Below are 23,563 nucleotides of genomic sequence, written 5' to 3' on the forward strand. Positions count from 1 at the left end.
ATGACGACTGCACCACGTGACGCACAGGCGCCGATCGCCCAGCGCATCCCCACCGAACGCACCCACCACGGCCACACCTTCACCGACGACTACGAATGGATGCGGGACAAGGACTCCCCGCAGGTGACCGCCCACCTGGAGGCGGAGAACGCCTACACCGCCGCCCGCACAGCACACCTGGAGGGCCTGCGCGAGACGATCTTCACCGAGATCCGCACCCGCACGAAGGAAACCGACATGTCCGTGCCGGTCCGGCGCGGTGACTGGTGGTACTTCACCCGCACCCAAGAGGGCAAGGACTACGGGATCTCCTGCCGCGCCCCGATCAGCGGCCCGGACGACTGGACCCCGCCCGAGGTCGAAGACGGCCAGCAGCTGGCAGGCGAGCAGGTCATCTTCGACTCCAACACAGAGGCTGCCGGCAGCGAGTTCTTCTCACTCGGCTCCTTCAGCATCTCACCCGACGGCACGAAGCTCGCATGGGCGGCCGACCTGACCGGCGATGAGCGCTACACGCTGCGCATCCGCGACCTGGAGGCAGGCGAGGATCTGCCGGAGGTCATCGAGAACACCTTCGCCGGGGCGACCTTCGACGGCACCGGCGAATACGTCTTCTACACCACCTGCGACGAGGCGTGGCGACCCGACACGGTCTGGCGCCACCGCCTCGGGACCGGGGCAGAAGCCGACGTGCAGGTGTTCCACGAACCTGATGAGCGGTTCTTCGTCGGCGTCGGGCTCACCCGCTCGCAGAAGTACGTGTGCATCGTCACCGGATCGAAGACGACCGAGGGCTGGTGGGTGCTGCCCGCCGATGAGCCGACCGGTGAACCGACGGCGGTGTGGGAGCGTCAGCAGGGCGTCGAGTACAGCGTCGAGCACGCGATCGTCGCCGGTGAGGACCGGTTCATCATCACCCACAACCGCGACCGCGCCGACTTCGACATCGTCGACGTGCCCGCCGCAGACCCGGCAGGTGCCGGCCGGCCAGTGCTCGACGGGGACATGACCGGCTACCGGATCGAAGACGTCGACGCCTTCGCAGGCCACCTCGTCATCTCCTACCGGCACGGCGGATTCGCCCGCGTGGGCACCGTGGCGATCACCGCCTCGGGAACGGAGCCCTACGGGGAACTTGCGGAGATCGCCGTCGACGAACCCGTCGGCACACTCGGCACCGGCGCGAACCCGGAGTTCGAGCAGCCGCGGCTGCGGCTGACCTACACCTCGATGGTGACGCCGGGGACCGTGTTCGCCTACGACATGGACACCGGGCAGCGCACCGTGCTCAAGCGCCAGCCGGTGCTCGGCGGGGTCGACCTGGACGCCTATGAGCAGGAGCTCATGTGGGCGCGGGCTGAGGACGGGACCGAGGTGCCGATTTCGCTCGTGTGGAAGAAGGGCGCGAGGGACGCGGGCCCCGCGCCGATGGTGCTCTACGGCTACGGATCCTATGAGCTGAGCATGGACCCCGGATTCAGCGTCAAGCGGCTCTCGCTGCTCGACCGCGGCGTCGTCTTCGCGATCGCGCATGTGCGCGGCGGCGGAGAGATGGGCCGGCACTGGTACGACGAGGGCAAGACGACCGCCAAGCGCAATACCTTCACCGACTTCATCGCCGCAGCCGACCACCTCATCGACACCGGGGTGACCAAACCAGACCGGCTGGTGGCCACCGGCGGGTCGGCCGGCGGGCTGCTCATGGGCGCGATCGCGAACATGGCCCCGGACCGGTTCGCCGGGATCAGCGCGCATGTGCCGTTCGTCGACGCGCTCACCTCGATCCTCATGCCCGAGCTGCCGCTGACCGTCATCGAATGGGAGGAATGGGGCGACCCGCTGCACGACCCGCAGGTGTATGAGTACATGCGCTCCTACACCCCGTACGAGAACGTCACCGAGCAGGAGTATCCGAAGATCCTCGCGATCACCTCGCTCAACGACACCCGGGTGCTCTACGTCGAACCAGCCAAATGGGTTGCCCGGCTGCGTGAGGTCGGCGCGGATGCGCTGCTGAAGACGGAGATGTCGGCCGGTCACGGGGGCGCCTCGGGCCGGTACGACGCGTGGAAGGAGAACGCATTCGACTACGCATGGATGCTCGATGTGCTGGGCAGGAGCGATGTGAGCCGCTAGGGTCGAAGAAACTGATCCCGCTGCGGATCACGTGGAACCAGAAGTCAGCGCTGCGTGGTTCGTGCCGAAAGGAGACTGCGAACGATGCTGCGAAAACTCCACGACATGCTGCACCTGCGCACCTCACCGGTGATCTTCTTCGCCTCGGCCGGCGTCATCCTGCTGTTCGTGCTCGGCACCATCGTCTTCACCGATCAGCTCGATGCCGCTGTGTCCGCAGCCTCGACGTGGCTGCTCGACACGCTCGGCTGGTTCTACATCCTCGGCGTGACGCTGTTCCTCATCTTCCTCATCTACATCGCCTTCTCGCGCTACGGGCGGGTCAAACTCGGCCGGGACGACGAGGAGCCGGAGCATTCGGGCCGGGCATGGTTCGCGATGCTGTTCGCCGCCGGCATCGGCACGATCCTCATGTTCTGGGGCGTCGCCGAGCCGATCAGCCACCTCGGCAGCCCGCCGCGCGCCGGCCTCGGCATCGAGGCGGGCACCGCGGAGGCGGCCCGGGATGCGATGAACTTCACGCTGTATCACTTCACGTTCCACACGTGGACGATCTTCGCGCTGCCGAGCCTGTGCTTCGCCTACTTCATCCACAAGCGCAACCTGCCCGCTCGGGTGTCCTCGATGTTCCAGCCGATGCTCGGCGAGAAGATCCACGGCCCGATCGGCAAGATCATCGACACCGTCGCGATCGTCGGCACCGTCTTCGGTGTGGCCGTCTCGATCGGTCTGGGCACCCTGCAGATCAACGGCGGGCTCTCCCAGCTCTTCGGAGTGCCGGAGAACGCCGGCTGGCAGCTCATCATCATCGGCGTCGTCACCCTCATCGCCCTGACCTCGGTGTCGCTGGGACTGGAGAAGGGCATCAAGGTGCTGTCGAACGCCAACATCGTCATCGCCGTCGGACTGCTGCTCTTCGTCCTCGTCACCGGCCCGACGCTGTACATGATCAAGGGCACCATCGAGTCCTTCGGCTCCTACATCGTCACCCTGCCCGAACTCGCCTTCTGGAACGACACCATCGCCGAATCCGGCTGGCAGTCGACGTGGACGGTGTTCTACTGGGCCTGGACGATCACCTGGTCGCCGTTCGTCGGCATCTTCATCGCCCGCATCTCCCGCGGCCGCACCATCCGCCAGTTCGTCACCGGCGTGCTCGCGGTGCCGGCGACCTTCTCGGTCATCTGGTTCGGGATCTTCGGCTGGGGCTCGTTTGCCATCGAAGGCATCGGCCAGCAGTCCGGGGGCGGCGGACTCGTCAAACGGGTCGTCGACGACGGCGACATCCCAGGTGCGCTGTTCGCCTTCCTCGAGCACTACCCCCTGGCCTTCGCCGTCTCCGTCGTCGCGATCCTCGTGGTCGTCGTCTTCTTCGTCACCTCGATGGACTCCGCCGCACTCGTGACCGACACGATGACGAACGGACATGAGGACTACAACCCGCTCGGCCAGCGGATCTTCTGGGCCCTGGCGATCGGGCTGGTGACCGCGACCCTCCTCGTGTTCTCCGGTTCCGGAGGGCTCGAGGCGCTGCAGTCGACGATCATCCTCGTCGGTCTGCCGTTCTTCATCTTCGGCTACTTCGAGATGTATCTGCTGCTGCGGGCCCTGCGTGAGGATGCCGGTGTGCTGCCGCCGATGCGCACGAAGCAGTGGAAGAAGGTCCTGCCGCCGGAGGAGTACATCCGCCGGCTGCGCGATGATGAGTACGACTCGAAAGACGCTGTCGTGCTGCCCGAGGCGGAGGGTGACGCACCCGACGTCATCGACCCGTACGAACCGCAGCGCCGGTGGTTCCGCCGCTCCGACGGCACCCTGTCCTCGCGGACGGGCTCGAAGCGCCTGCCGCCGCGCGAGAGCGGACGGTATCCCGACAGGTCCGGCTCGCACCAGGAATGACGCTTCGGCCTCGGCGACGCCGCGGGCACTCAGATCTGGACCTCAGCCCGATTTTGTCTGTACATTTGCAGTAGATCAATGCCGATCACCTGAGGAGACTGTCGCTATGACCACGAGCTCGCATCCGCTGCACCACGCCATCGTCATCATCGGAGGGGGCAACGCCGGGCTCAGCGTCGCCGCCCGGCTGCGCAAAGCCGGCAAGACCGACATCGCGGTCATCGAACCCCGCGAACAGCACATCTACCAGCCCCTGCTGACCCTCGTGGGAGGCGGATGCGCTCCCGCTCGCGAGCTGCGCCGTGCCCAGGCCGACGTCATGCCGGCAGGTGTGTCGTGGATCAAGGACTCCGCCACCGAGGTCGATCCGGAAGCCCACCGGGTGAGCCTGTCCTCGGGACTGCAGATCGCCTATGACCAGCTCGTCGTCTGCCCGGGCATCCAACTCGACTTCGACGAGGTGCCGGGCATGCGCGAGGCACTGCAGAGCCCGAACGTCTCGACGAACTACCTGCCCGAGCTCGCACCCAAGACCTGGCAGCTCATCCAGGCCACCACCTCGGGAACGGCGCTGTTCACCATGCCGTCTGGCCCGATCAAATGCGCAGGTGCCCCGCAGAAGATCGCCTACCTGGCGTGTGACCACTGGCAGCGCCGCGGCGTGCTGGACAGCATCCGGCCGGTGCTCGTGCTGCCGACGCCTGCGATGTTCGGGGTCAAGGAGTTCTCTGACGAGCTGGAGAAGGTCGTCGAACGCTACGGCATCGAAGTGCACTACAACTCGGAGATGACGAGCCTCGATGGCGAGGCAGGCACTGCGACGATCCGCGACACCGCCGCCGGCACGAGCCAGGAGATCAGCTTCGACATGGCTCATGTGGTGCCGCCGCAGTCAGCGCCGGACTGGATCAAGGAATCCCCGCTGGCCGGCGAGGATCCCAAGGGCTGGATCGACGTCGACAAGCACACGCTGCAGCATGTGCGCTACCCGGACATCTTCGCCCTCGGCGATGCCGGATCGACGCCGAACTCGAAGACCGGCGCCGCAATCCGCAAGCAGGCCCCGGTGCTTGTGGCGAACCTGCTGGCAACGCTGAAGGACGAACCGCTGGCGGAGTCCTACGGCGGCTACGCCTCGTGCCCGCTGACGACCGCGCGCGGCAAGACGATCCTCGCCGAGTTCGACTACACGATGCGCCCGAGGCCGTCGTTCCCGTTCATCGACACGGCGAAGGAGCGCACCGACATGTGGGTGCTCAAGCGTCACGGACTGCCGGCGCTGTACTGGAACGCGATCCTCAAGGGCATGGCCTGAGGACCTCGCTCAACGCAGCACAGGAACTGTGGATGCGTCAGTCGACCGTGACGGTGCCGTCGGCGGCCACGGTGACAGAGGTGTGATTGACGTAGTCCGAGATGTCGGCACTCACGTCTCCGGTGGTCCCGTCGGTGACGACTGCTGTGAACCCGTCGGCGCCTGCGGAGAGATCCCAGTCGACAGCGAGTCCGATCTCCTCTGCCAGCGGCGCACGGCCCTGCATATTCGCAGGCTCCGTCGCCAGTGCGGGGCCTGCAGAGAGGATAGCAGCGGCAGCACCGGCGGTGATGAGCATGGATGACATGGGGTCTCCGATCAGAGCGTGGCTCGCGGGCGAGCCTGGGGATGGGAGAGCGGTCTGCTCTCCAGGCAACAGTCTGGCGTCACGCTCACCCGAAGTGCTTCGGCAGCGTCGCCTCGTGGGTCTCGCGCAGCTCGGTCACGGGGATCGTGAAGTGGTCGACGAGTTCGAGGGTGGCGTTGCCGTCCTCGCCGGTGTCGGTCACGCCGATGCGGGCGAACGGGAACTTCCGGGCGGTGCACATATCGGTGAACCGCACCTCTTCGGACCGCGGCACAGCGACGATCGCACGCGCCGTCGATTCGGAGAACAGCGCGGTGAACAGGTCGATGCCATCGCGGTCGCACACCTCATCCAGCCACACCCGCGCGCCGGTGCCGAACCGCAGGACCGCCTCGGCCAGCGCCTGAGCCAGCCCGCCTTCGGACAGGTCGTGGGCGGCATCGATCATGCCGTCACGGGAGGCGTTGATGAGGATATCGGCCAGCTCGCGTTCGGCTTCCGGCCGGTATTTCGGCGGCACACCGCCGAGGTGGCCGTGCACGACATCGGCCCACACTGAGCCGTCGAGCTCGGCAGCGGTCTCACCGAGCAGGTAGATCGTCTGGCCGGCATCCCGCCAGCCGGAGGGGCTGCGGCGGGCGACGTCGTCGAAAACGCCGAGCACACCGACGACCGGGGTCGGGTAGATCGCTGTCTGCCCGGTCTGGTTGTACAGGGAGACGTTGCCGCCGGTGACCGGCACCGCAAGGTCCTCGCAGGCGTGGGCGAGGCCGTCGATGGCCTCGGCGAACTGCCACATGATCTCCGGGTCTTCCGGGGAGCCGAAGTTGAGGCAGTCGCTGACCGCCATCGGGCGGGCGCCGGAGGTCGCGACGTTGCGGTACGCCTCGGCCAGGGCGAGCTTCGCGCCCTCGGACGGCTCAAGGTAGCAGTAGCGGCCGTTGGCGTCGGTGGCGATCGCCACACCCAGGCCGGACTCCTCGTCGATGCGGATGACACCGGCGTCATCGGGGTAGGCAAGCGCCGTGTTGCCCTGCACGTAGCGGTCGAACTGCCCGGTGATCCAGTCCTTCGAGCACAGGTTCGGCGAGCCGAGCAGCTCAAGCAGCGTCGCACGCAGCTCCTCATCGGACTCGGGCTTCGCCAGCCCGGCGGCCTCGACGGTGTTGGCACGGGTCTCGGCCTGCCAGGACGGCTCGTTGTAGGGGCGTTCGTAGACCGGCCCGTCGTGGGCGACCGAGCGCGGGGGCACGTCGACGATGACGTCGCCGTGCCATTCGATGACGAGCCGGCCGGTGTCGGTGACCTCGCCGAGCACAGACGACTCGACCTCCCACTTGCCGGTGATCGCGAGGAACTCGTCGAGCTTCTCCGGCGTCACGACGGCCATCATCCGCTCCTGCGACTCCGACATGAGGATCTCCTCAGGAGTCAGGGACGGGTCGCGCAGCAGCACATCGTCGAGCTTGACGTGCATGCCGCCCTCACCGTTGGAGGCCAGCTCCGAGGTCGCACATGAGATGCCGGCGGCACCCAGGTCCTGGATGCCCTCGACGACACCGGCGGCGAACAGCTCCAGGCAGCATTCGATGAGGACCTTCTCGGCGAACGGGTCGCCGACCTGCACAGCCGGGCGCTTCGAGGGCTTCGTGTCGTCGAACGACTCCGAGGCGAGGATCGAGGCACCGCCGATGCCGTCGCCTCCGGTGCGGGCGCCGAAGAGCACGACCTTGTTGCCCACGCCCGAGGCGTTGGCCAGGCGGATGTCCTCATGCTTCATGACGCCGACGGCCAGCGCGTTGACGAGCGGGTTGCCCTGATAGGAGGGGTCGAACCAGGTCTCGCCGCCGATGTTGGGCAGGCCGAGGCAGTTGCCGTAGCCGCCGATGCCGGCGACGACGCCGTGGACGACACGGGCGGTGTCAGGGTGGGAGATCTCACCGAAGCGCAGCTGGTCGAGCACGGCGACCGGGCGGGCGCCCATCGAGATGATGTCGCGGACGATGCCTCCGACTCCGGTGGCCGCCCCCTGGTAGGGCTCGACGTAGGAGGGCGAGTTGTGGGACTCGACCTTGAAGGTCACCGCCCAGCCCTCGCCGATGTCGACGACACCGGCGTTCTCACCCATGCCGACGAGCAGATGCTCGCGCATCTCATCGGTGACGTGCTCGCCGAACTTGCGCAGGTGGACCTTCGAGGACTTGTACGAGCAGTGCTCGGACCACATGACCGAGTACATCGCCAGCTCCGCCGAGGTCGGCCGGCGCCCGAGGATCTCGCGGATCTGCTCATACTCGTTCGCCTTGAGTCCCAGCTCCGCATACGGCTGCTCGACATCCGGGTTCGCTGCTGCGAACTCGACGGTCTCCTTGACGTGCTTGTCAGTCATACGCCTCGTGTGGTCCTTTCGTGAAATCCCACTCGACATCCTATCGGCAATCCGCGCCCGAGGCAGTGGCCGGGCTGGCAGGGGAGGGGTCCGACGGGTGGGTGAAAGGATAGGCAGAAAGCTTTCAGTAGACCTATGATGAGTGAAAGGATAGAGTCTAAGGTTTCTATCCGGGGGCGAAGAATGAAAGGTTAACGCGATGATGCGCTGGGACAGAGACACATGGACTCCGCCAGAAACGGCGCGATCTCGCCGGGAGAGATGGTCGGGCACGTACTGGACGTTTGTGCCGATTTCCCTCTCATCCGGTGAAGCCTGGCGGATCGACGCGGAACTCGCAGTCCGTGCAGCGCACGTCGAACGCCGGATTCGTGCCATCGGCGACTCGGAGGCAGCAGGGGCGTTCGAGGGAATCGCCCGAATCCTCATCCGCAGCGAAGCCGTCGCCAGCTCACGCATCGAGGGAGTCAGTCCCTCGGTCAACAACGTGGTGCTCGCCGAACTCAGCTTGGAGGACGACCTCAGCGGCTTCGGTGACCAGGCGGCCGAAGTGGCAGGCAATATCGCTGCAGTCGTTGCGGCCGTTGACACTCTCGGCAGTGCCGAAACAGTGACCTGGAACGATCTGGAAGAGCTGCAGCGACAGCTGCTGCCCGGCTTCAGTCAGCTGGGACTGCGTCAGCGCCAGAACTGGCTGGGTGGATCAGCCATCCACCCGGGTGAAGCCGAATTCATCCCGCCGAAACCGGACGTCCTGCCGCAAGCGCTTGAGGATCTCATGACGTTCATCAACGGAGCAGCCACAGGCGGTCTCATCCAAGCGGGCCTAGCCCACGCGCAGTTCGAAACGCTTCACCCCTTCGGGGACGGCAATGGAAGGATCGGGCGTGCACTCATCCACACGGTGCTCACGCGGCGGGGACTGACATCTGGAGCTGTGCTGCCGATCAGCCAGGTGCTCATGACGTGGCAGCAGCGATATATCGATGGCCTGACGGCTTACCGGGCCACTCCGCCGGCCGCCTCGATGACAGGTGACGGGCCGCCCGCCGAACTCGACATCAGCGCAGGAGTGAACGAGTGGCTGGACTTCTTCGTCACCGCGGCAGATGCCGCAGTCGGCCAAGCTGAGCGGTTCATGCAGGAGGTGCAGAGCGTGCTCGACGAATACCGTGAGGCCATCGCTTCACAGCCTGCCGGTGCCCCACGTTCCCACGCTGTCGTGTGGAAGCTCATCGATCTGCTGCCCCGCACTCCGATGCTCACCCAGCGCATCGCCGAGCAACTGACCGGAGCGTCAACGCCATCGGTGCGCAAAGCTCTGCAGCAGCTCAACGACGCTGGGATCACGCACCGCCTGTCGGTCGGCAGAGGCATCCGGGGGCATATCGCCCGGGATCTGCTCGATATCGTCGCGCACGCTGAGCGCAGAATGGCGAGCACTCGTTTCGACACGAAGGTCTCGGCGCCGGTGCGCCCGGCTCCGGCCTCGCCACCGACGCGCTGAGCTGCGAATTAGAATGTGGCTATGTCCGTATCCAAGATCGTCCTGTTCTACGTCTTCACCCCGCTGGCCGACCCCGAGGCGGTGCGCCTGTGGCAGCATGCGCTGTGCGAGCGCCACAACCTCAAGGGCCGCATTATCATCTCCGCTGACGGCATCAACGCCACCGTCGGCGGTGAGATCCACGACGTCAAGCAGTACGTGCGCACGACGAAGAGCTACGCGCCCTTCCGCACGGCCGACATCAAGTGGTCGAACGGCACCGGCGATGACTTCCCGCGCCTGAGCGTCAAGGTCCGCCCAGAGCTGGTGACCTTCGGCAACCCCGATGAGGTCACGGTCACCGAGGACGGCGTGCAGGGCGGGGGAGTGCGCCTGGGGCCCGGCCAGCTGCACAAGCTCATGGATGAACGCGGAGACGATGTCGTCTTCTTCGACGGCCGCAATGCGATGGAGGCGGAGATCGGCCGGTTCAAGAACGCCGTCATCCCGAACACGGACACCACCCGTGACTTCATCGCCGAGATCGAATCCGGCGCTTACGACGAGTTCAAAGACAAGCCGATCGTCACCTACTGCACCGGCGGGATCCGCTGTGAGATCCTCTCGGTGCTCATGAAGAACCGCGGCTTCGAAGAGGTCTACCAGCTCGACGGCGGGATCGTCCGCTACGGCGAGACCTTCGGCAACTCCGGGCTGTGGGACGGCTCGCTGTACGTCTTCGACAAGCGCATGCACATGGAGTTCGGCTCCAGCGCCGAATCGCTGGGCCGCTGCCGGGAGTGCGATGAGCCGACCCCGCTGTTCGTCAACTGCGCTGATGAGTCCTGCCGGAAGCAGTTCCTGCGCTGCCAGGACTGCACCGATGCCGGCCGGCACCCGTACTGCGGTGCGTGCGCCGCTGCCGAGGCGGTGGCGCCGGTCCCAGCGCCATCAGTTCCGGCAAAGGGGCGGGCTTGAGTCAACCGCGCTGACCCCGGGATCAGCAGCCGGTCTCGTCAGCGCTCGCGTCGTTTGCTCAGCAGTGCCCGCAGGTAGGCAGGGATGATGATGAGGAGGGCGACGAGCCCGATGACGAGCGCGGCGATGGCGATCGGGCCCTCGGGAACGAATTCGCGCACCAGCAGCAGGCCGACCATGACGAGCAGGCCGGCTGTCATGAGTGTGCCGGGACTGGCCTTGCGTCGGGAGCTCATGGTCGTCGTCCTGCTGTCCGCTGATCGCGTGAGCGCTGCCAGAGAGTGATCGCCAGGGAGAGCACGATGAGTCCCACAGCGGCTTCAACGGAGTGCTCTGTGAGTCCGAAGCCGCCGGTGAACAGCACGACAAGGCCGAGGACTGCCGCGGCGACGGCGGCCAGGTATCCCAGATGTCTCATCAGCATCTCCTCTCAGCTGCAGGGGTCAGGCATTCACCATGTCATCGTCGGCTCGCCGAGCACAACAGGAATCGGGTTGCGGCAGCGCCGCCATCGCGGTCAGCCCGGCGGACGCGAGGCTAGTCGCGATGGCGGCGCGTACTGGCCTCAGGCCGCCTGATCTCCGGGGCGGGGATGCCGCTGGGGATCACGCCGATCGCGTGAACGCTGCCAGAAGGTGAGCATCAGGGAGACCACTATCAGCCCCAGGGCGGCCTCAAAGGAGTGCTCGGTGAGTCCGAAGCCGTCACCGAACAGCACCGCGAGACCGAGGACTGACAGGACAATGGACAGTGCGTATCCGATTTTCATGTGTGTCGTCCTTCAGTGCTTGGGCCCACGTCAGTGGGCGCAGACGGATCGTCGTTCACCGCGGCCAGCAGACGACCGGACCGACGTTCGGCCGCTTGATGGAGATTCCCTTGTCGGACCAGTTGCACAGCTCGGCGATTCCACCGGCTGCGGCGAATGCTCCGGCGATCACTCCGGCAACGCCGCCGCCGACGCCGGTCCACGACATGATCGCTGCGGCCAGACCACTGACCCCAGCGCCTGCGGCGAGCATCTTCTGGGCCTTTCCCACTGCGTAGTTGTCGAGCCACACCTCGAATCCCCACCAATGGGATTTGAATCCTCCATGGGATTTCTGAACGACGAGATTGCCATCGTCGGCCTGTGTGGCTTCAGCCGAAGACGAGATCTTTTCGACCTCGGAATTTGTCTTCTCAATCGCCTTCTCTACAAGTTCCACCTCTGATTCGGGAAATGTCTTTCCTGTGGGAAGGGAGAGTGAGTAGGTGCCTTTGTCGTTCTGGCTGACATACGGGTCGTATTTGTCGATGAGCTCGTCGCTCAAACCCTCGGCAGACGTGACTTTCGAATCGTTGCCCGGCCCATCTGCCGATGGAGTCTGGCTGACCGTGCTCACATCAGCGTTCTGCTTCACCTGGGTATCTGCGTATGCCGGCAGGGTGCTCGTCAGCGATGCCACCAGAGCAGCGGCCGTGAAGAGTGCACCGGCCGGCTTTTTTATCATATGCATGTCATTGTCCTCTCGCATGTGGGCTACTCGGTTGGTGTGGCCATGCTTACGCCAATGCAAATTCGACGCAACAGGCGATGAGGTGTCATGCATCATTTTCAAGAGTTCTGAGACCGTTCACTCAGGTGAAACTCATGAATATTGGACTATTGCATTACGACGTTCGTTCAATAGTCGTCGTTAACCGGCTCTTCGTAATTGAGGGTGTGGATCAGTGATTCCAGGACACGGCGTGGCGCTGCCCGGATAGACGCCGAGGTCTTCCGATGATGGAAGTTCGCACACAGTCCATCCGAAAGACCTCGACGTGTCCGAGCCTACTTTCTCATCTCCTGACCTCACGACATTCTGCCGACTCGACTCCCTTGACCTCACTTGCATTGGCCAGCACATCACCGGGCACAAAGCCATTCTGGAATGCCAGCCCAACACTGCCGATGACTGGTGCCGACGGTGTGGCGGACACGGGATCGTCCGCGACACCGTCGTCCGCCGCCTCGCCCACGAACCCTTCGGCCACCGGCCCACCACGCTTCACATTCGCCTCCGCCGGTACAAATGCGTCGAATGCGGCCGCGTATGGCGTCAGAACACCACTGCTGCGGCGCCACCACGAGCGAAGATCTCGCGAACCGGCCTCGACTGGGCGCTGCGTGCCCTCGTCATCGACCACGACACCGTGTCCGTGATCGCAGGCAAACTCGCCGTGTCCTGGCACACCGCGAACTCCGCGATCCTCGCGCAGGGACATCGACTGCTGATCGACGACCCGGCCCGGTTCGACGGGGTCAGCGTCATTGGTGTCGACGAACACGTCTGGCGGCACACCAGGCGCGGTGACACGTACGTCACCGTCATCATCGACCTCACTCCCATCAGCCAGGAAGCAGGCCCGGCACGCCTGCTCGACATGGTGCCCGGACGGTCGAAACAGGTGTTCAAGCAATGGTTGAAAGCCCGACCGAAAGACTGGCGTGATGGCATCGACGTCGTCGCGATGGACGGATTCTCCGGCTTCAAAACAGCCTCCGTTGAGGAACTGCCCGAGGCTGTCGAAGTCATGGACCCGTTCCACGTCGTCAAACTCGCCGGTGATGCCCTCGACGAGGTACGCCGCCGCATTCAGCAGGAAACCACCGGGCATCGCGGACGAGCAACAGACCCGTTGTATCGAGCGCGCAGGACTCTGCACACCGGTGCTGATCTGCTCACGGCCAAACAGCAGGAGCGGATCGTAGACCTCTTCGCCGACGCCAACTTCACCGCCGTCGAAGTCACCTGGGCCGTCTATCAAGACATTGTGAGCGCCTACCGAACCAACGACGGCAACGAGGGCAAGAAGCTCTTACAATCAGTCATCGACGATCTGACGACGAATCTGCCGACAGGACTGGTCGAGCTCAAGCGGTTAGGACGGACTCTGAAGCGTCGAGCTGCTGATGTCCTGGCGTTCTTCACCCGACCGGGAACGTCGAACGGGCCAACTGAAGCGATCAACGGCAGGCTCGAACACCTACGGGGCTCAGCACTGGGATTCCGCAACCTCACGCACTACATCGCGAGATGTCTGCTCGAGTCCGGCGGCTTCAGACCAGTTCTACACTCTCAATTACGATGAGCCCGTTAACCGCCGAAGAGTTTCTTGAAGAAGCTCTTCTTCTTCGGCTTCTCCTTCTTCTCTGGCTCGGGAGCGGGAGCAGGCTCTTCGGCTGCCGGAGTCGGGGCGACAGGCTCCGGTGCCGGTTCAGGCGCCGTTGCAGGTTCCGGTGCCGGTTCGGGTTCGGCGACCGGTTCGGCAGGTGCCGGGGCAGGTTCGGGCTCGACCGCCTCGGGCGCGGGCTCCGGTGCCGGGGCGGGAACCGGTTCCTCGACCGCAGGGGCGGGCGTGGTGGCGGGTGTCGAACTTCGGCCGGCGAACTGCTCGGCGGCCTCGCCCTCGAGTGGCTGATGCAGAGCGCAGTTGGTGATGCGGTTCTGCTCGTCGAAGGTGACATCGGCGCTGCCGTCGGCTGCCAGCAGGCGCAGGCCGTCTGCGGGCAGCTCGACCAGCGGGAAGCCGCGCTGCTCGGCGTAGGCGATGAGCGCCGCCCGGTGATCGGTCACCTCGGTCTCGGTCAGGCCCTGGGCCAGTGAGCGGACGAGATCGCGGATCGCAGGCTGACCGAGCGTGAGCTCCGGATGCTCGACGAGCAGCCACACGACCGAACCGCCGCCGGCATCGACCGGGTAGTGCGCCCACAGGCCGGTGATCGTCTTCGCCGCCAGCGTCAGCCGCAGCGCCAGCTCCTCACTCAGATCGATCTCTTCGGTGGTGAGTTCGCTGAGCTCATGCGCGGCACCGTGTCGGCGCACCGCATGCGAGAGGTCGACGACAGGAGCGGGGAAGTCGTTGATGTTGTCCCAGCCCCAATGCCAGGTCGAGGTCTGCTGCGATTCGCTGCCGAGCATGTGGGCGCGCACCTCCAGCGGCTGCTCGCCGGTGAAGCGCAGCGTCGGCGGGTCGGCGGCGAAGTCGACTTCCCACTCGGCATCGGCGATCCGGCGGCCGAAGACGGCCTGCATCTCAGCCGAGAGGACGACGGCCCGATTGACGAGATCCTGCAGCGTGTCAGTCATAGTCCCAACTCTAGCGCGCAGCAGCACCCGCGGCAGGCAGGCTCAGGCGCGCACGAGTGCGGAGATGACCGAGGTGAAGAAGCCCTGCCCGTCAAGGCCGGTGCGCATCCCCTCAGCCGTGTCCGGGCCATAGCCGGCCTCAACGGCGTGCTCGGGGTGCGGCATCAGCCCGACGATCCGGCCGGTTGCATCGGTGATGCCGGCGATGTCGTTGCGTGAGCCGTTCGGGTTGACCTCCAGGTAGCGGGCCACAACCCGGCCCTCACCTTCGAGCATGTCGAGGGCGGCGTCATCAGCCATATAGCCGCCTTCACCGTTCTTGAGCGGGATGACGATCTCCTGCCCGGCGGTGAAATCCGAGGTCCAGGCAGTCTCAGCGTTCTCGATGCGCAGCTTCTGATCCCGGCACACGAACTGCTGGGAGTCGTTGCGCACGAGCGCGCCGGGCAGCAGATGAGCCTCGCACAGCACCTGGAAGCCGTTGCAGATGCCGAGCACCGGCATCCCGCCCTTGGCTGCTGCGATGACGGCATCCATGATCGGGGCGAACCGGGCGATCGCCCCGCAGCGCAGGTAGTCGCCGTAGGAGAACCCGCCGGGCAGGATCACCGCATCGACGTCGGACAGGGACTCATCGGCATGCCACAGGTGCACCGCCTCGGCGCCGGCCAGGGTGACCGCACGGGCGGCATCCCGGTCGTCGAGGGTGCCGGGGAAGGTGACGACGCCGATCCGGGCGCCGGCAGCGCCGGGGGTCGGGGCCGACGAGGCGGGGGCGCCGATGAGGGGGCCGCCGGAGGTGTAGGCGCTGCGGTCGGTCACCGGGCACCTGCCTCGGTGTCTTCCTCCTCGACGCGCACGGCGACGACGTTTTCGATGACGGGGTTCGACAGCAGCTTCTCGGCGGCATCGCGGACCTCGGCGAGCACCGCATCGGTGACCTCACCGTCGACGGTGAGCTCGAAGCGCTTGCCCTGCCGGACGTCGGTGAACCCGTCGAATCCCAGCCGGCGCAGCCCCGAGCTGATCGCCTTGCCCTGCGGATCGAGGATCTCCGGCTTCGGCATGACCTCGACGACGACACGTGCCATGTCCACGTTCTCCCTTGTGCGATGTGCGCGGCTGACCGGCAGCCGACCGTGAGCAGTCTCAATCCTAACAGCGCCCACAGCCCGGGCAGCCTCTGGTAGCGTGACCGCGAATCGCACAGTCTCTGCCGCCGACGACGCGGCCGGAAGGGCGGGTGGCCATGTCCGTCGCACCACAGCTGCCGACGACATTCGACCGGGTCGTGCTCATCGCCGATCCCGGCACCCCGACCAAGCGGGCCGAAGCCGCCAAGGACGAGCTCGCCGAGCGTTTGGTGCTCGAGCTCGGTCAGGAGGTCAGCGTCGAGGTGCGCAGCGCGACCCTGCGCCTGACCCCGGAGTTCGAACTCGACATGGAGGCCGCCGAGGAGCTCGCTGAGCTGACCGAACCGGCCCATGCCACGGTGTTCCTCACTGAGATCCCACGCCACACGCGCGGTCATCCGCTCATTGCCGAGGTGTTCACCGGCCTGTCGATCGCTGTCATCTCGCTGCCGACCTTCGGTGTGTGGGCCAGGTCCGAACGGCTCGTGACGACGATGACGGCCGCCGTGACGCGCATGATCGACGGGAGCCATGAGCGGCCCTCCTCGGGGTTCCGGTGGTCGTCGTGGACGTATGACCACGAGGATCGTGAGCATCTGCTGCACGCCCACACCTTCACCGGTGGGCCGCGCATGGCGATGGGCATGATCATGGCCAATGAGCCGTGGAAGGCAGTCCCGAAGCTCTCGAGCGCGCTCGCCGCGGCGGCGGCCGCCGGCGCGTTCGGCATCTTCTACAACTCGATCTGGCAGATGGCCGACTACCTGCCGACCGCCCGGCTCATCCTCATCGGGCTGCTGGCCATCACGCTCGTGGCGACGTGGCTCATCTTCGGCCACCGGCTGTGGGACAAGCCGAAGCGCGAATCCCTGGCCGCGGTGACGGTGCTGTACAACTTCTCGACGGTGATGACGCTGCTCGTCGGGGTGACGCTCGTCTACGCCATCCTCTTCGTCGTCATCCTGTTGTCCTCGCTCATCGTCATCGACGCCCAATTCATGGCCGATGTGCTCGGCGATGAGACGGAGTGGAACGACTACGTCGAGCTCGCGTGGCTGTCCGCCGCGCTCGGGCTGTTCGCCGGTGCGATCGGGGCGAGCTTCGACTCGGATACGAACCTGCGGCAGCTCACCCACGGGCAGCGTGAGTGGATGCGCACCCCGGAGGTCGACGCGTCAGCGGACTGAACCGGGCTCAGCCGGGGAAGGTCTCGCCGGTGATCCGTTCGAAGGCGTCGATGTAGCGCTGCCGGGTCTTGGCGACGATCTCCTCAGGCAGGGCCGGCGGCTGCTGGCCGGAGTCCTTGTCCCACCCGGAGTCCGGGCCGGTGAGCCAGTCGCGGACGAACTGCTTGTCGAAACTGGCCTGCACCTGACCCGGCGTGTAGCTTTCGGCGTCCCAGAACCGGGAGGAGTCCGGGGTCAGCACCTCATCGGCGAGCAGCACCCGGCCGTCAGCGTCCCGGCCGAACTCGAACTTCGTATCGGCCAGGATGATGCCGCGCTCCCGGGCTATCTCCTCAGCCCGTGTGTAGATGCGCAGTGTGACATCGCGCAGCAGCTCGGCATCGTCCTCACCGAGCAGCTCGACGGTCTTCTCGAAGCTGATGTTCTCATCGTGATCACCGAGCTCGGCCTTGGTGGCGGGCGTGAAGATCGCCGGCGTCAGCTTGTCGGCCTCCTGCAGGCCGGCTGGCAGGGAGACACCGCACACGGCGCCGGTGCGCTCGTAGTCCTTCAGGCCTGAACCGGTGAGGTACCCGCGGGCCACGCATTCGACCGGGAACATGTCCAGAGGCCGGCAGACCATCGCGCGGCCGGCCAGCGCCTCGGGTACGTCGGTGGAGGTGACGTGGTTGCCGATGACCTCGGTGAGCTGGTCGAACCACCACAGGCTCAGCCCGGTGAGCACCGCGCCCTTGTCTGGGATCGGGGTGTCGAGGACGAAGTCGTAGGCGGAGATCCGGTCGCTGGCCACGAGCAGCACGCGCTCAGCGCCTGCCAGTTCGGCCGGCCCGTCTGTGGGCACGTACATGTCGCGGACCTTGCCGGAGTACACGTGCTGCCAGCCCGGCAGGCTCTGCGGTGCGTCGGTGCTCATGGCGGACCTCCTCAGTCGGTGGTGCTAGTCGGTAGCGGACGGGATCGTGATCTGGCCGGCGGCCGCCGCGGCGGCGATGTCGGACCGGTGCTGCTCGCCCTCCCAGCTGATGAGCGCGGTCGCGGCATAGGCGCGTTCGCGGGCCTCGGCCAGCGTCGGGGCGTTGGCGACGACAGACAGCACGCGCCCGCCGGCGGTGGCCAGCTGGTCTCCCGTGCCCGAGGTGGTGGTTCCCGCATGCAGGACCATCACCCCGTCTTGAGCGGCGGCTTCGGTCAGGCCGGTGATCGGGGAGCCGGTGACCGGCGCCTCGGGGTAGCCGGCGGCGGCCATGACGACGGTGACCGAGGCATCCGAGGCCCACTGCAGGGGCGTCAGCTCGGCGAGTGTGCCTGTGGCTGCGGCCATGAGTGCGGTGCTGAGCGGGGTCTCGAGGCGGGCGAGCACCGACTGGGTCTCCGGGTCGCCGAAGCGCACATTGAACTCCACAACCTTCAGCCCCTTGGCGGTGAGCGCCAGTCCGCAGTACAGGAGTCCGGTGAACGGGGTGCCGCGGCGAGCCATCTCGTCGACGACCGGCTGGGCAACGGTCGTGACGATCTCGTCGACGAGGCCGGGCGGGGCCCATGGCAGCGGGGAGTAGGCGCCCATCCCGCCGGTGTTCGGGCCGGTGTCGCCATCGCCGATCCGCTTGAAGTCCTGGGCCGGTTCCAGTGGGACGGCGGTGGCGCCGTCGCAGAGCACGAACAGGGACACCTCGGGTCCGTCGAGGTAGTCCTCGATGACGACACGGTCGGCGACCGACAGGCACGAGCGGGCGTGGGCGAGTGCCGCCTCGCGGTCATCGGTGACGACGACGCCCTTGCCGGCGGCCAGCCCGTCGGCCTTGACGACGTAGGGGGCGCCGAACCGGTCGAGGGCAGCAGCGGCTTCGTCCTCATCAGTGGCGGCGACCGCCTCGGCGGTGGGCACACCGGCTGCAGCCATGATCTCCTTGGCGAACGCCTTCGAACCCTCCAGCACGGCGGCCTCGCCGCTGGGCCCGAAGACCGGGAACGAAGCCTCGCGCAGGGCATCGGCGACCCCGGCGACGAGTGGCGCCTCGGGGCCGATGACGACGAGGTCAGCGTCGAGCTCTTGGGCGAGTGTGGTGACGGCAGCCGGGTCGGTGGTCTCGACGGCGCGGGTGTCGCACATGAGCGCGATGCCCGGGTTGCCGGGGGCGGCGATAACGGCATCAACCTGCGGATCGCGGATGAGACCGGCGACGATGGCATGTTCGCGGGCGCCTGAGCCCAGTACGAGAACCTTCATGCCCCTCAGCTTAGTATGCCGACTCGCAGCCGGGCAGGCAGGCTTTAGAGTGGGGGCATGAGTGCTTCCGCTGATCCTGCCACCAGCACCGCCGCCCAGTCCGCTGAGCTCGCCGTCATCGAGCGCAGCGGGTTCATCGAATCCCGTCACATCGGCTCCGCCGTCGTCCTCGACCCCGACGGCGGCGTGTATGCGCAGGCCGGGGCTCCCGAGGCGCCGGTGCTCACCCGTTCGTGCCTCAAACCGCTGCAGGCAGTCGCCGTCATGGAGACCGGGGTGGCACTCGCCGGGGAGGCCGCCGTGCTCGCCACCGCCTCCCACCGGTCCGAAGAGGGACATGTGAGGGTCGTCGAGGAGATGCTCGCCGATGCTGGTCTCGACGAGGCCGCACTTCAGTGCCCGGCAGTCGCACCGGCCGACCCGGACTACCGCTACCTCACGCGGGCTGAGGGCAAGCAGACTTCGCGGCTGTTCTACAACTGCTCCGGCAAGCACGCAGCCTTCCTGGCTGCCTGCGCCCACAACAACTGGGACACCGGCACCTACCTGTCGCCGGACAACCCGGTCCAGCAGGCTGTCGCTGCCGCCGTCGAACGCTACTGCGGGGCGCCCTCAGACCACGTCGGCGTCGACGGCTGCGGGGCACCGGTGCACGCGATGCCGCTCACCCGCCTGGCCCGCGGCACCGGCCAGATCGCAGCGGGCGTGAGCGAACCTGCCCGGCTGCTGACCGAGGCGGTGCTCGAGCATCCGTGGGCGATCGACGGGCACGGCCGGCCGAATGCGGTGGCGATCGAACGCCTCGGGGTGCTCGCGAAGTTCGGTGCCGAAGGCGTCATGGTGATGGGCACCCGCGCCGGCTGGGCGGTCGCGGTCAAGTGCCTCGACGGGTCGAACCGGATCACCTCGATGGTCGCCTTGGAGCTGCTCGCCCACGCCGGGGCGGTCGACGCCGAGGCCGCCCTGCCGGTCATCAGCGATCTGGCCCCGCAGATCACCGGCGGCATCGACGAGTACGGCGCCCCTGCCGTCGTCGGACAGGTGCGTGCCGGGTCCGGCCTGTACGATGCGATGCACGGAGGAGACCAGACATGAGCATTCGCCGCAGAATCGACCAGACCGAGGGCAGGGCCGCACTCGCCCGCTGGGAACAGGCCCGCCGCACCGGCGCCGACGCCGTCGAACGGGGCACCCTCGCGATGGCCGTGCGCTACACCCTCGAAGAGCTCGCCGCCCGGCATGAGGGCGGCACCGTCGAAGTGCGCATCCCGCCCTTCGGCGTCACCCAGTGCATCGCAGGCCCCAAGCACACCCGCGGCACCCCACCCAATGTCATCGAAACCGACCCGGAGACCTGGCTCAAGCTGGCGATCGGCGAACTGAGCTTCACCGACGCACAGGCCGCCGACCCGGCCATCGCCTCGGGCACGCGGGCCGATCTGAGCCAGCAGCTGCCGCTGTTCACTCCCGCTGAACTCGCCGGCAGCTGAGCTCATGCACCAGCCACCGGCTGCCCGCCGGAGCCCGGCACTCGATGCCGTCATCGTCGGCTCCGGACCCAACGGACTGGCCGCCGCCGTCACCCTCGCCCGCGCAGGGCTGAGCGTCGAGGTCCTAGAGGCGCAGGAGACTGTCGGTGGGGGAGCGCGCACCCTCAACCTCGGGCTCGCCGCCGACCGGCCCGGCGCCTCAGCGCTGCTGCACGACGTGTGCTCGGCCGTCCACCCGATGGCGCTCGCGAGCCCGTTCCTCCTTGATTTCGACCTTGCTTCCCGTGGTGTTGAGCTTGCGGTGCCGGAGCTCTCCTACGCCCAGCCGCTTGATGACGAGCCGGCCGCGCTCGCCTGGCGCGACCTCGATAGGACCACCGCGGGCCTCGGTGCCGATGGGCCGGCGTGGAAGCGGTTCTTCGAGCCGTTCGCCGATCACATCGAGGAGATCGTGTGGCTCTCCCTCGGTGACAAGCGGTCCCTGCCGGCTGCCCTGCGCAGCCCGGCCGCCCTCGCGCGTTCGACGCAGTTCATGGCCCGGCTGTTCCAGCAGGGGACACCGGCCTGGAATCTGCCGCTGCGCACTGAGCCCGCCCGGGCCCTGTTCGCCGGTGTCGCCTCGCATGCGATCGGCACCCTGCCCTCCCCGGCGACTGCAGCCGCAGCGATGCTGCTGGCGACACTCGCGCACGGGGCCGGCTGGCCGATCCCCGTCGGCGGCTCCCAGGCCATCACCGACGCGCTCGCCGCCGACCTGGCAGCCCACGGCGGGACGATCCGCACGGGCGTGCTCATCGAGACCGCCGCCGACCTGCCGCCTGCCCGCAGCTATCTGCTCGACACCTCAGCTGGTACCGCCGCCCGCATCTGGGACGCCAGCCTGCCGGCGACGGCCCGGGCGGGGCTCACGCGCTTCGGGCACGGGGATGCCGCCGCGAAGGTCGACTTCGTGCTCTCCGGGCCGGTGCCGTGGCGCGATCCTGAGTTGACCGCCGCGGGAACCCTGCACCTGGGCGGGACCAGGGAGCAGATGGTCGCCGCCGAGGCGGAGGTCACCTCCGGCCGGCTGCCCGAGCGTCCCGTCGTGCTCGTCTCCGACCCGACGGTCGCTGATCCCTCCCGGGAGGTGGCGGGTCTGCGGCCACTGTGGACGTACGCGCATGTGCCGGCCGGTTGCCCGGTCGATGTCACCGAGCACATCACCGCCCAGATCGAGCGGTTCGCCCCCGGCTTCCGCGATGTCATCGTCGACTCCGCCTGCGTGCCGGCATCAGAGATGTCCGAGCACAACGAGAACTACGCAGGCGGCGACATCGCCGCAGGCACCGTGTCGCTGTACCGGATGGTCGCCCGGCCCCGGCTGACCTGGGATCCTTACTCACTCGGCATCCCCGGCGTCTACCTGTGCTCGGCGGCCACCCCGCCGGGTCCGGGCGTGCACGGCATGAACGGCTGGTTCGCAGCCCAGCGGGCATTGAGACATGTGTTCGGGCTGCCGGTGCCGAGTCTCGCACCCGGAAGGTGAGTCCTCAGGCTGAGGCGACCTCCGCCTCGGGCGCGGTGTGCCGGCGATAGGCCGGCAGCAGGCGTTCGAGCGGCAGGAACGCCGCCCAGCACACGACGGTCGGCAGGAAGTGGATGCCGAGTGACAGGTAGGTCGCGAGGTGGAAGAGGCAGAAGAAGATGACGATCGCGTAGAGGATCCGGCCCTTGACGAACAGGGCGACCGGGGTGAGGATCTCAACGATGAGCAGCGCCCACTGCGCGGCGATGAGCAGGCCGGGGTATTCGAACGTCCAGCGGATGAAGACCGATCCGCGGCGCATGATCGCCCACACGAACACCGCGCCGTTGGCCCAGCGGATGAGTGAGCCTGAGGCGATCCACTTCATGAGCACCGAATAGAAGTACGTGAGCACCACACAGATCTGCACGATCCGCAGCACCCAGCCGGCGCGCCGGTCGGGGCGGAAGTCGGAGAAGGCGATGACGCCGGCGGTGGGGATGAGGAGCACGGCGAACATGAGCGCCATGTGGTCGTGGGCGACATAGCCGTAGCCCTGTGAGTACATCATCCACAACCAGAAACAGACGGCGACGCCGACGGTGGGGATGCGCTGGGCGATGCCGATCGCGCCGAGGACGCAGAAGACGACGAGCAGCACCTGCAGGGTGTGCGCACCCCAGACGGACACCGGCGGCAGGCCGAGCAGGCGGGGCAGGAGTGTCGGCTGGTAGAAGTCGGGCTTGTAGCCGTGGTTGACGACGTCGTTGGACATGAGGAACACGTCGATGAGCACGAACGCGTAGATGATGACGCGGAAGACCGCCAGGCGCGCAGCGGGGACGGCGGGCAGGAACCAGTCGGTGAAGCGGTGCATCAGCGCACCTGCCATTCGGCGAGCACGATGTGCTCCGGTTCGCCGGTCTCCACACCGTTCTTCAGCTGCGTGATCGACCGGCACAGCGTCAGATGGGTCGGCTGCGGCTCACCCGGGTGCAGGCGCGCGTAGCCGTCAGCGATCGTCTGCAGCATCGACGGGTCGGCGATGATGTTGCCGAGCTGGGACTCGACATCACCGCGCTCGATGCCGACGACCCGGAGGTTGAGGCTCAGGTTGACGTCCTCATCGCTGCCGGGGAACCGGGCGAGCAGATAGGCGGTCTTGACCTGGCCGTTGAGGTCGCGGGCCGTTGAGTACTGCGACAGTGAGCCGAGGGGAAAATAGTCGTTCGTCTTGAGGAACTGGCCGGTGGTGAGCACGGCAAGTGCCGCCACGGGCGCGATGATGCGCCAGCCGATGGCCCAAGGACCGAGGGGAGAACCGGTCTTCATAAACTGTCATTCTACCGCCGACATGCGCAGCGGCCGCACCGAAAAGGCGCGGCCGCTGAGGTGCT

23 protein-coding genes are annotated in these 23,563 nt (G+C 66.9%); 10 read left to right on the forward strand and 13 right to left on the reverse strand.

Features of this window, described 5'->3' with window-relative positions; all coding sequences use genetic code 11:
* The 3 genes from H9634_RS03900 to H9634_RS03910 all read left to right on the forward strand — a co-directional run bounded on the left by H9634_RS03900 (position 1) and on the right by H9634_RS03910 (position 5,350).
* The gene (locus tag H9634_RS03900; protein ID WP_191725459.1) at positions 1-2,136 is read left to right on the forward strand and encodes a S9 family peptidase; all 2,136 of its coding nucleotides are present in this window, start codon (positions 1-3) and stop codon (positions 2,134-2,136) included.
* Between the two features lie 84 nt (positions 2,137-2,220).
* A complete protein-coding gene (locus H9634_RS03905; RefSeq protein ID WP_191725460.1) occupies positions 2,221-4,035 on the forward strand; it encodes a BCCT family transporter in 1,815 nt (604 codons plus the stop codon).
* A gap of 106 nt (positions 4,036-4,141) precedes the next feature.
* Positions 4,142-5,350 carry an NAD(P)/FAD-dependent oxidoreductase gene (locus H9634_RS03910; protein WP_191725461.1) on the forward strand — a complete coding sequence of 403 codons (1,209 nt, stop codon included), beginning with the start codon at positions 4,142-4,144 and terminating at the stop codon, positions 5,348-5,350.
* Between the two features lie 37 nt (positions 5,351-5,387).
* Here the strand turns inward: H9634_RS03910 and H9634_RS03915 are convergent, their stop codons facing one another.
* Both H9634_RS03915 and purL read right to left on the reverse strand, forming a co-directional pair.
* Positions 5,388-5,657, reverse strand: coding sequence for a hypothetical protein (locus tag H9634_RS03915; RefSeq protein ID WP_191725462.1), 270 nt, complete (start codon positions 5,655-5,657; stop codon positions 5,388-5,390).
* A gap of 85 nt (positions 5,658-5,742) precedes the next feature.
* Positions 5,743-8,046 carry a phosphoribosylformylglycinamidine synthase subunit PurL gene (gene purL / locus H9634_RS03920; RefSeq protein ID WP_191725463.1) on the reverse strand — a complete coding sequence of 768 codons (2,304 nt, stop codon included), beginning with the start codon at positions 8,044-8,046 and terminating at the stop codon, positions 5,743-5,745.
* 286 nt (positions 8,047-8,332) lie between these two features.
* Here purL and H9634_RS03925 point away from each other — a divergent pair, with 286 nt between their 5' ends.
* On the forward strand, positions 8,333-9,553 hold the full coding sequence (locus tag H9634_RS03925) for a Fic family protein (protein WP_191725464.1): 1,221 nt from the start codon (positions 8,333-8,335) through the stop codon (positions 9,551-9,553).
* A gap of 21 nt (positions 9,554-9,574) precedes the next feature.
* Positions 9,575-10,510: an oxygen-dependent tRNA uridine(34) hydroxylase TrhO gene (gene trhO / locus H9634_RS03930; RefSeq protein WP_191725465.1), complete on the forward strand. Its 936-nt coding sequence runs from the start codon at positions 9,575-9,577 to the stop codon at positions 10,508-10,510.
* A 38-nt stretch (positions 10,511-10,548) separates the two neighbouring features.
* Here trhO and H9634_RS03935 read toward each other — a convergent pair whose 3' ends face one another.
* From H9634_RS03935 to H9634_RS03950, 4 genes are all read right to left on the reverse strand, one after another.
* Positions 10,549-10,746 (reverse strand): hypothetical protein, encoded by a 198-nt coding sequence (locus tag H9634_RS03935; protein ID WP_102162108.1) that lies wholly within the window; start codon positions 10,744-10,746, stop codon positions 10,549-10,551.
* Positions 10,743-10,928, reverse strand: coding sequence for a hypothetical protein (locus tag H9634_RS03940; RefSeq protein WP_102162107.1), 186 nt, complete (start codon positions 10,926-10,928; stop codon positions 10,743-10,745). Before H9634_RS03940 ends, H9634_RS03935 begins: the two co-directional genes overlap by 4 nt.
* 147 nt (positions 10,929-11,075) lie before the next feature.
* A complete protein-coding gene (locus H9634_RS03945) occupies positions 11,076-11,279 on the reverse strand; it encodes a hypothetical protein (RefSeq protein ID WP_102162106.1) in 204 nt (67 codons plus the stop codon).
* A gap of 55 nt (positions 11,280-11,334) precedes the next feature.
* Positions 11,335-12,003: a hypothetical protein gene (locus H9634_RS03950; RefSeq protein WP_191725466.1), complete on the reverse strand. Its 669-nt coding sequence runs from the start codon at positions 12,001-12,003 to the stop codon at positions 11,335-11,337.
* Positions 12,004-12,316: 313 nt separating this feature from the next.
* Here H9634_RS03950 and H9634_RS03955 point away from each other — a divergent pair, with 313 nt between their 5' ends.
* The gene (locus H9634_RS03955; protein ID WP_191725467.1) at positions 12,317-13,627 is read left to right on the forward strand and encodes an ISL3 family transposase; all 1,311 of its coding nucleotides are present in this window, start codon (positions 12,317-12,319) and stop codon (positions 13,625-13,627) included.
* A 5-nt stretch (positions 13,628-13,632) separates the two neighbouring features.
* Here the strand turns inward: H9634_RS03955 and H9634_RS03960 are convergent, their stop codons facing one another.
* The 3 genes from H9634_RS03960 to purS are packed head-to-tail and all read right to left on the reverse strand — an operon-like array spanning position 13,633 to position 15,716.
* A complete protein-coding gene (locus H9634_RS03960) occupies positions 13,633-14,625 on the reverse strand; it encodes a DUF6882 domain-containing protein (RefSeq protein ID WP_191725468.1) in 993 nt (330 codons plus the stop codon).
* 42 nt (positions 14,626-14,667) lie between these two features.
* The gene (gene purQ, locus H9634_RS03965; RefSeq protein ID WP_191725525.1) at positions 14,668-15,408 is read right to left on the reverse strand and encodes a phosphoribosylformylglycinamidine synthase subunit PurQ; all 741 of its coding nucleotides are present in this window, start codon (positions 15,406-15,408) and stop codon (positions 14,668-14,670) included.
* A gap of 35 nt (positions 15,409-15,443) precedes the next feature.
* Positions 15,444-15,716, reverse strand: coding sequence for a phosphoribosylformylglycinamidine synthase subunit PurS (gene purS / locus H9634_RS03970; RefSeq protein WP_175294236.1), 273 nt, complete (start codon positions 15,714-15,716; stop codon positions 15,444-15,446).
* 158 nt (positions 15,717-15,874) lie between these two features.
* Here purS and H9634_RS03975 point away from each other — a divergent pair, with 158 nt between their 5' ends.
* The gene (locus tag H9634_RS03975) at positions 15,875-16,945 is read left to right on the forward strand and encodes a hypothetical protein (RefSeq protein ID WP_225210539.1); all 1,071 of its coding nucleotides are present in this window, start codon (positions 15,875-15,877) and stop codon (positions 16,943-16,945) included.
* A 7-nt stretch (positions 16,946-16,952) separates the two neighbouring features.
* On the opposite strand, the gene H9634_RS14435 is transcribed toward H9634_RS03975, so the two are convergent.
* Together H9634_RS14435 and purD are read right to left on the reverse strand one after the other, a co-directional pair.
* A complete protein-coding gene (locus H9634_RS14435) occupies positions 16,953-17,858 on the reverse strand; it encodes a phosphoribosylaminoimidazolesuccinocarboxamide synthase (protein ID WP_225210540.1) in 906 nt (301 codons plus the stop codon).
* 24 nt (positions 17,859-17,882) lie between these two features.
* Complete coding sequence (gene purD / locus H9634_RS14440; protein WP_225210541.1) at positions 17,883-19,172, reverse strand: phosphoribosylamine--glycine ligase; 1,290 nt, start codon at positions 19,170-19,172, stop codon at positions 17,883-17,885.
* Between the two features lie 57 nt (positions 19,173-19,229).
* Here purD and H9634_RS03985 point away from each other — a divergent pair, with 57 nt between their 5' ends.
* The 3 genes from H9634_RS03985 to H9634_RS03995 are packed head-to-tail and all read left to right on the forward strand — an operon-like array spanning position 19,230 to position 22,187.
* On the forward strand, positions 19,230-20,267 hold the full coding sequence (locus tag H9634_RS03985) for an asparaginase (RefSeq protein WP_191725469.1): 1,038 nt from the start codon (positions 19,230-19,232) through the stop codon (positions 20,265-20,267).
* Positions 20,264-20,662, forward strand: coding sequence for a sterol carrier family protein (locus tag H9634_RS03990; protein ID WP_191725470.1), 399 nt, complete (start codon positions 20,264-20,266; stop codon positions 20,660-20,662). Before H9634_RS03985 ends, H9634_RS03990 begins: the two co-directional genes overlap by 4 nt.
* A 4-nt stretch (positions 20,663-20,666) precedes the next feature.
* Positions 20,667-22,187, forward strand: a complete 1,521-nt coding sequence (locus H9634_RS03995) for a phytoene desaturase family protein (protein ID WP_191725471.1) — start codon at positions 20,667-20,669, stop codon at positions 22,185-22,187.
* A 4-nt stretch (positions 22,188-22,191) separates the two neighbouring features.
* Here H9634_RS03995 and H9634_RS04000 read toward each other — a convergent pair whose 3' ends face one another.
* Both H9634_RS04000 and H9634_RS04005 read right to left on the reverse strand, forming a co-directional pair.
* Positions 22,192-23,043, reverse strand: coding sequence for a hypothetical protein (locus H9634_RS04000; RefSeq protein WP_225210542.1), 852 nt, complete (start codon positions 23,041-23,043; stop codon positions 22,192-22,194).
* Positions 23,043-23,498 carry a hypothetical protein gene (locus tag H9634_RS04005; RefSeq protein ID WP_191725473.1) on the reverse strand — a complete coding sequence of 152 codons (456 nt, stop codon included), beginning with the start codon at positions 23,496-23,498 and terminating at the stop codon, positions 23,043-23,045. Before H9634_RS04005 ends, H9634_RS04000 begins: the two co-directional genes overlap by 1 nt.
* Between the last annotated feature and the right edge of the window lie 65 nt (positions 23,499-23,563).

Origin of the sequence: Brevibacterium gallinarum (assembly GCF_014836885.1) — a bacterium.
Classification (GTDB): Bacteria; Actinomycetota; Actinomycetes; order Actinomycetales; family Brevibacteriaceae; genus Brevibacterium; species Brevibacterium gallinarum.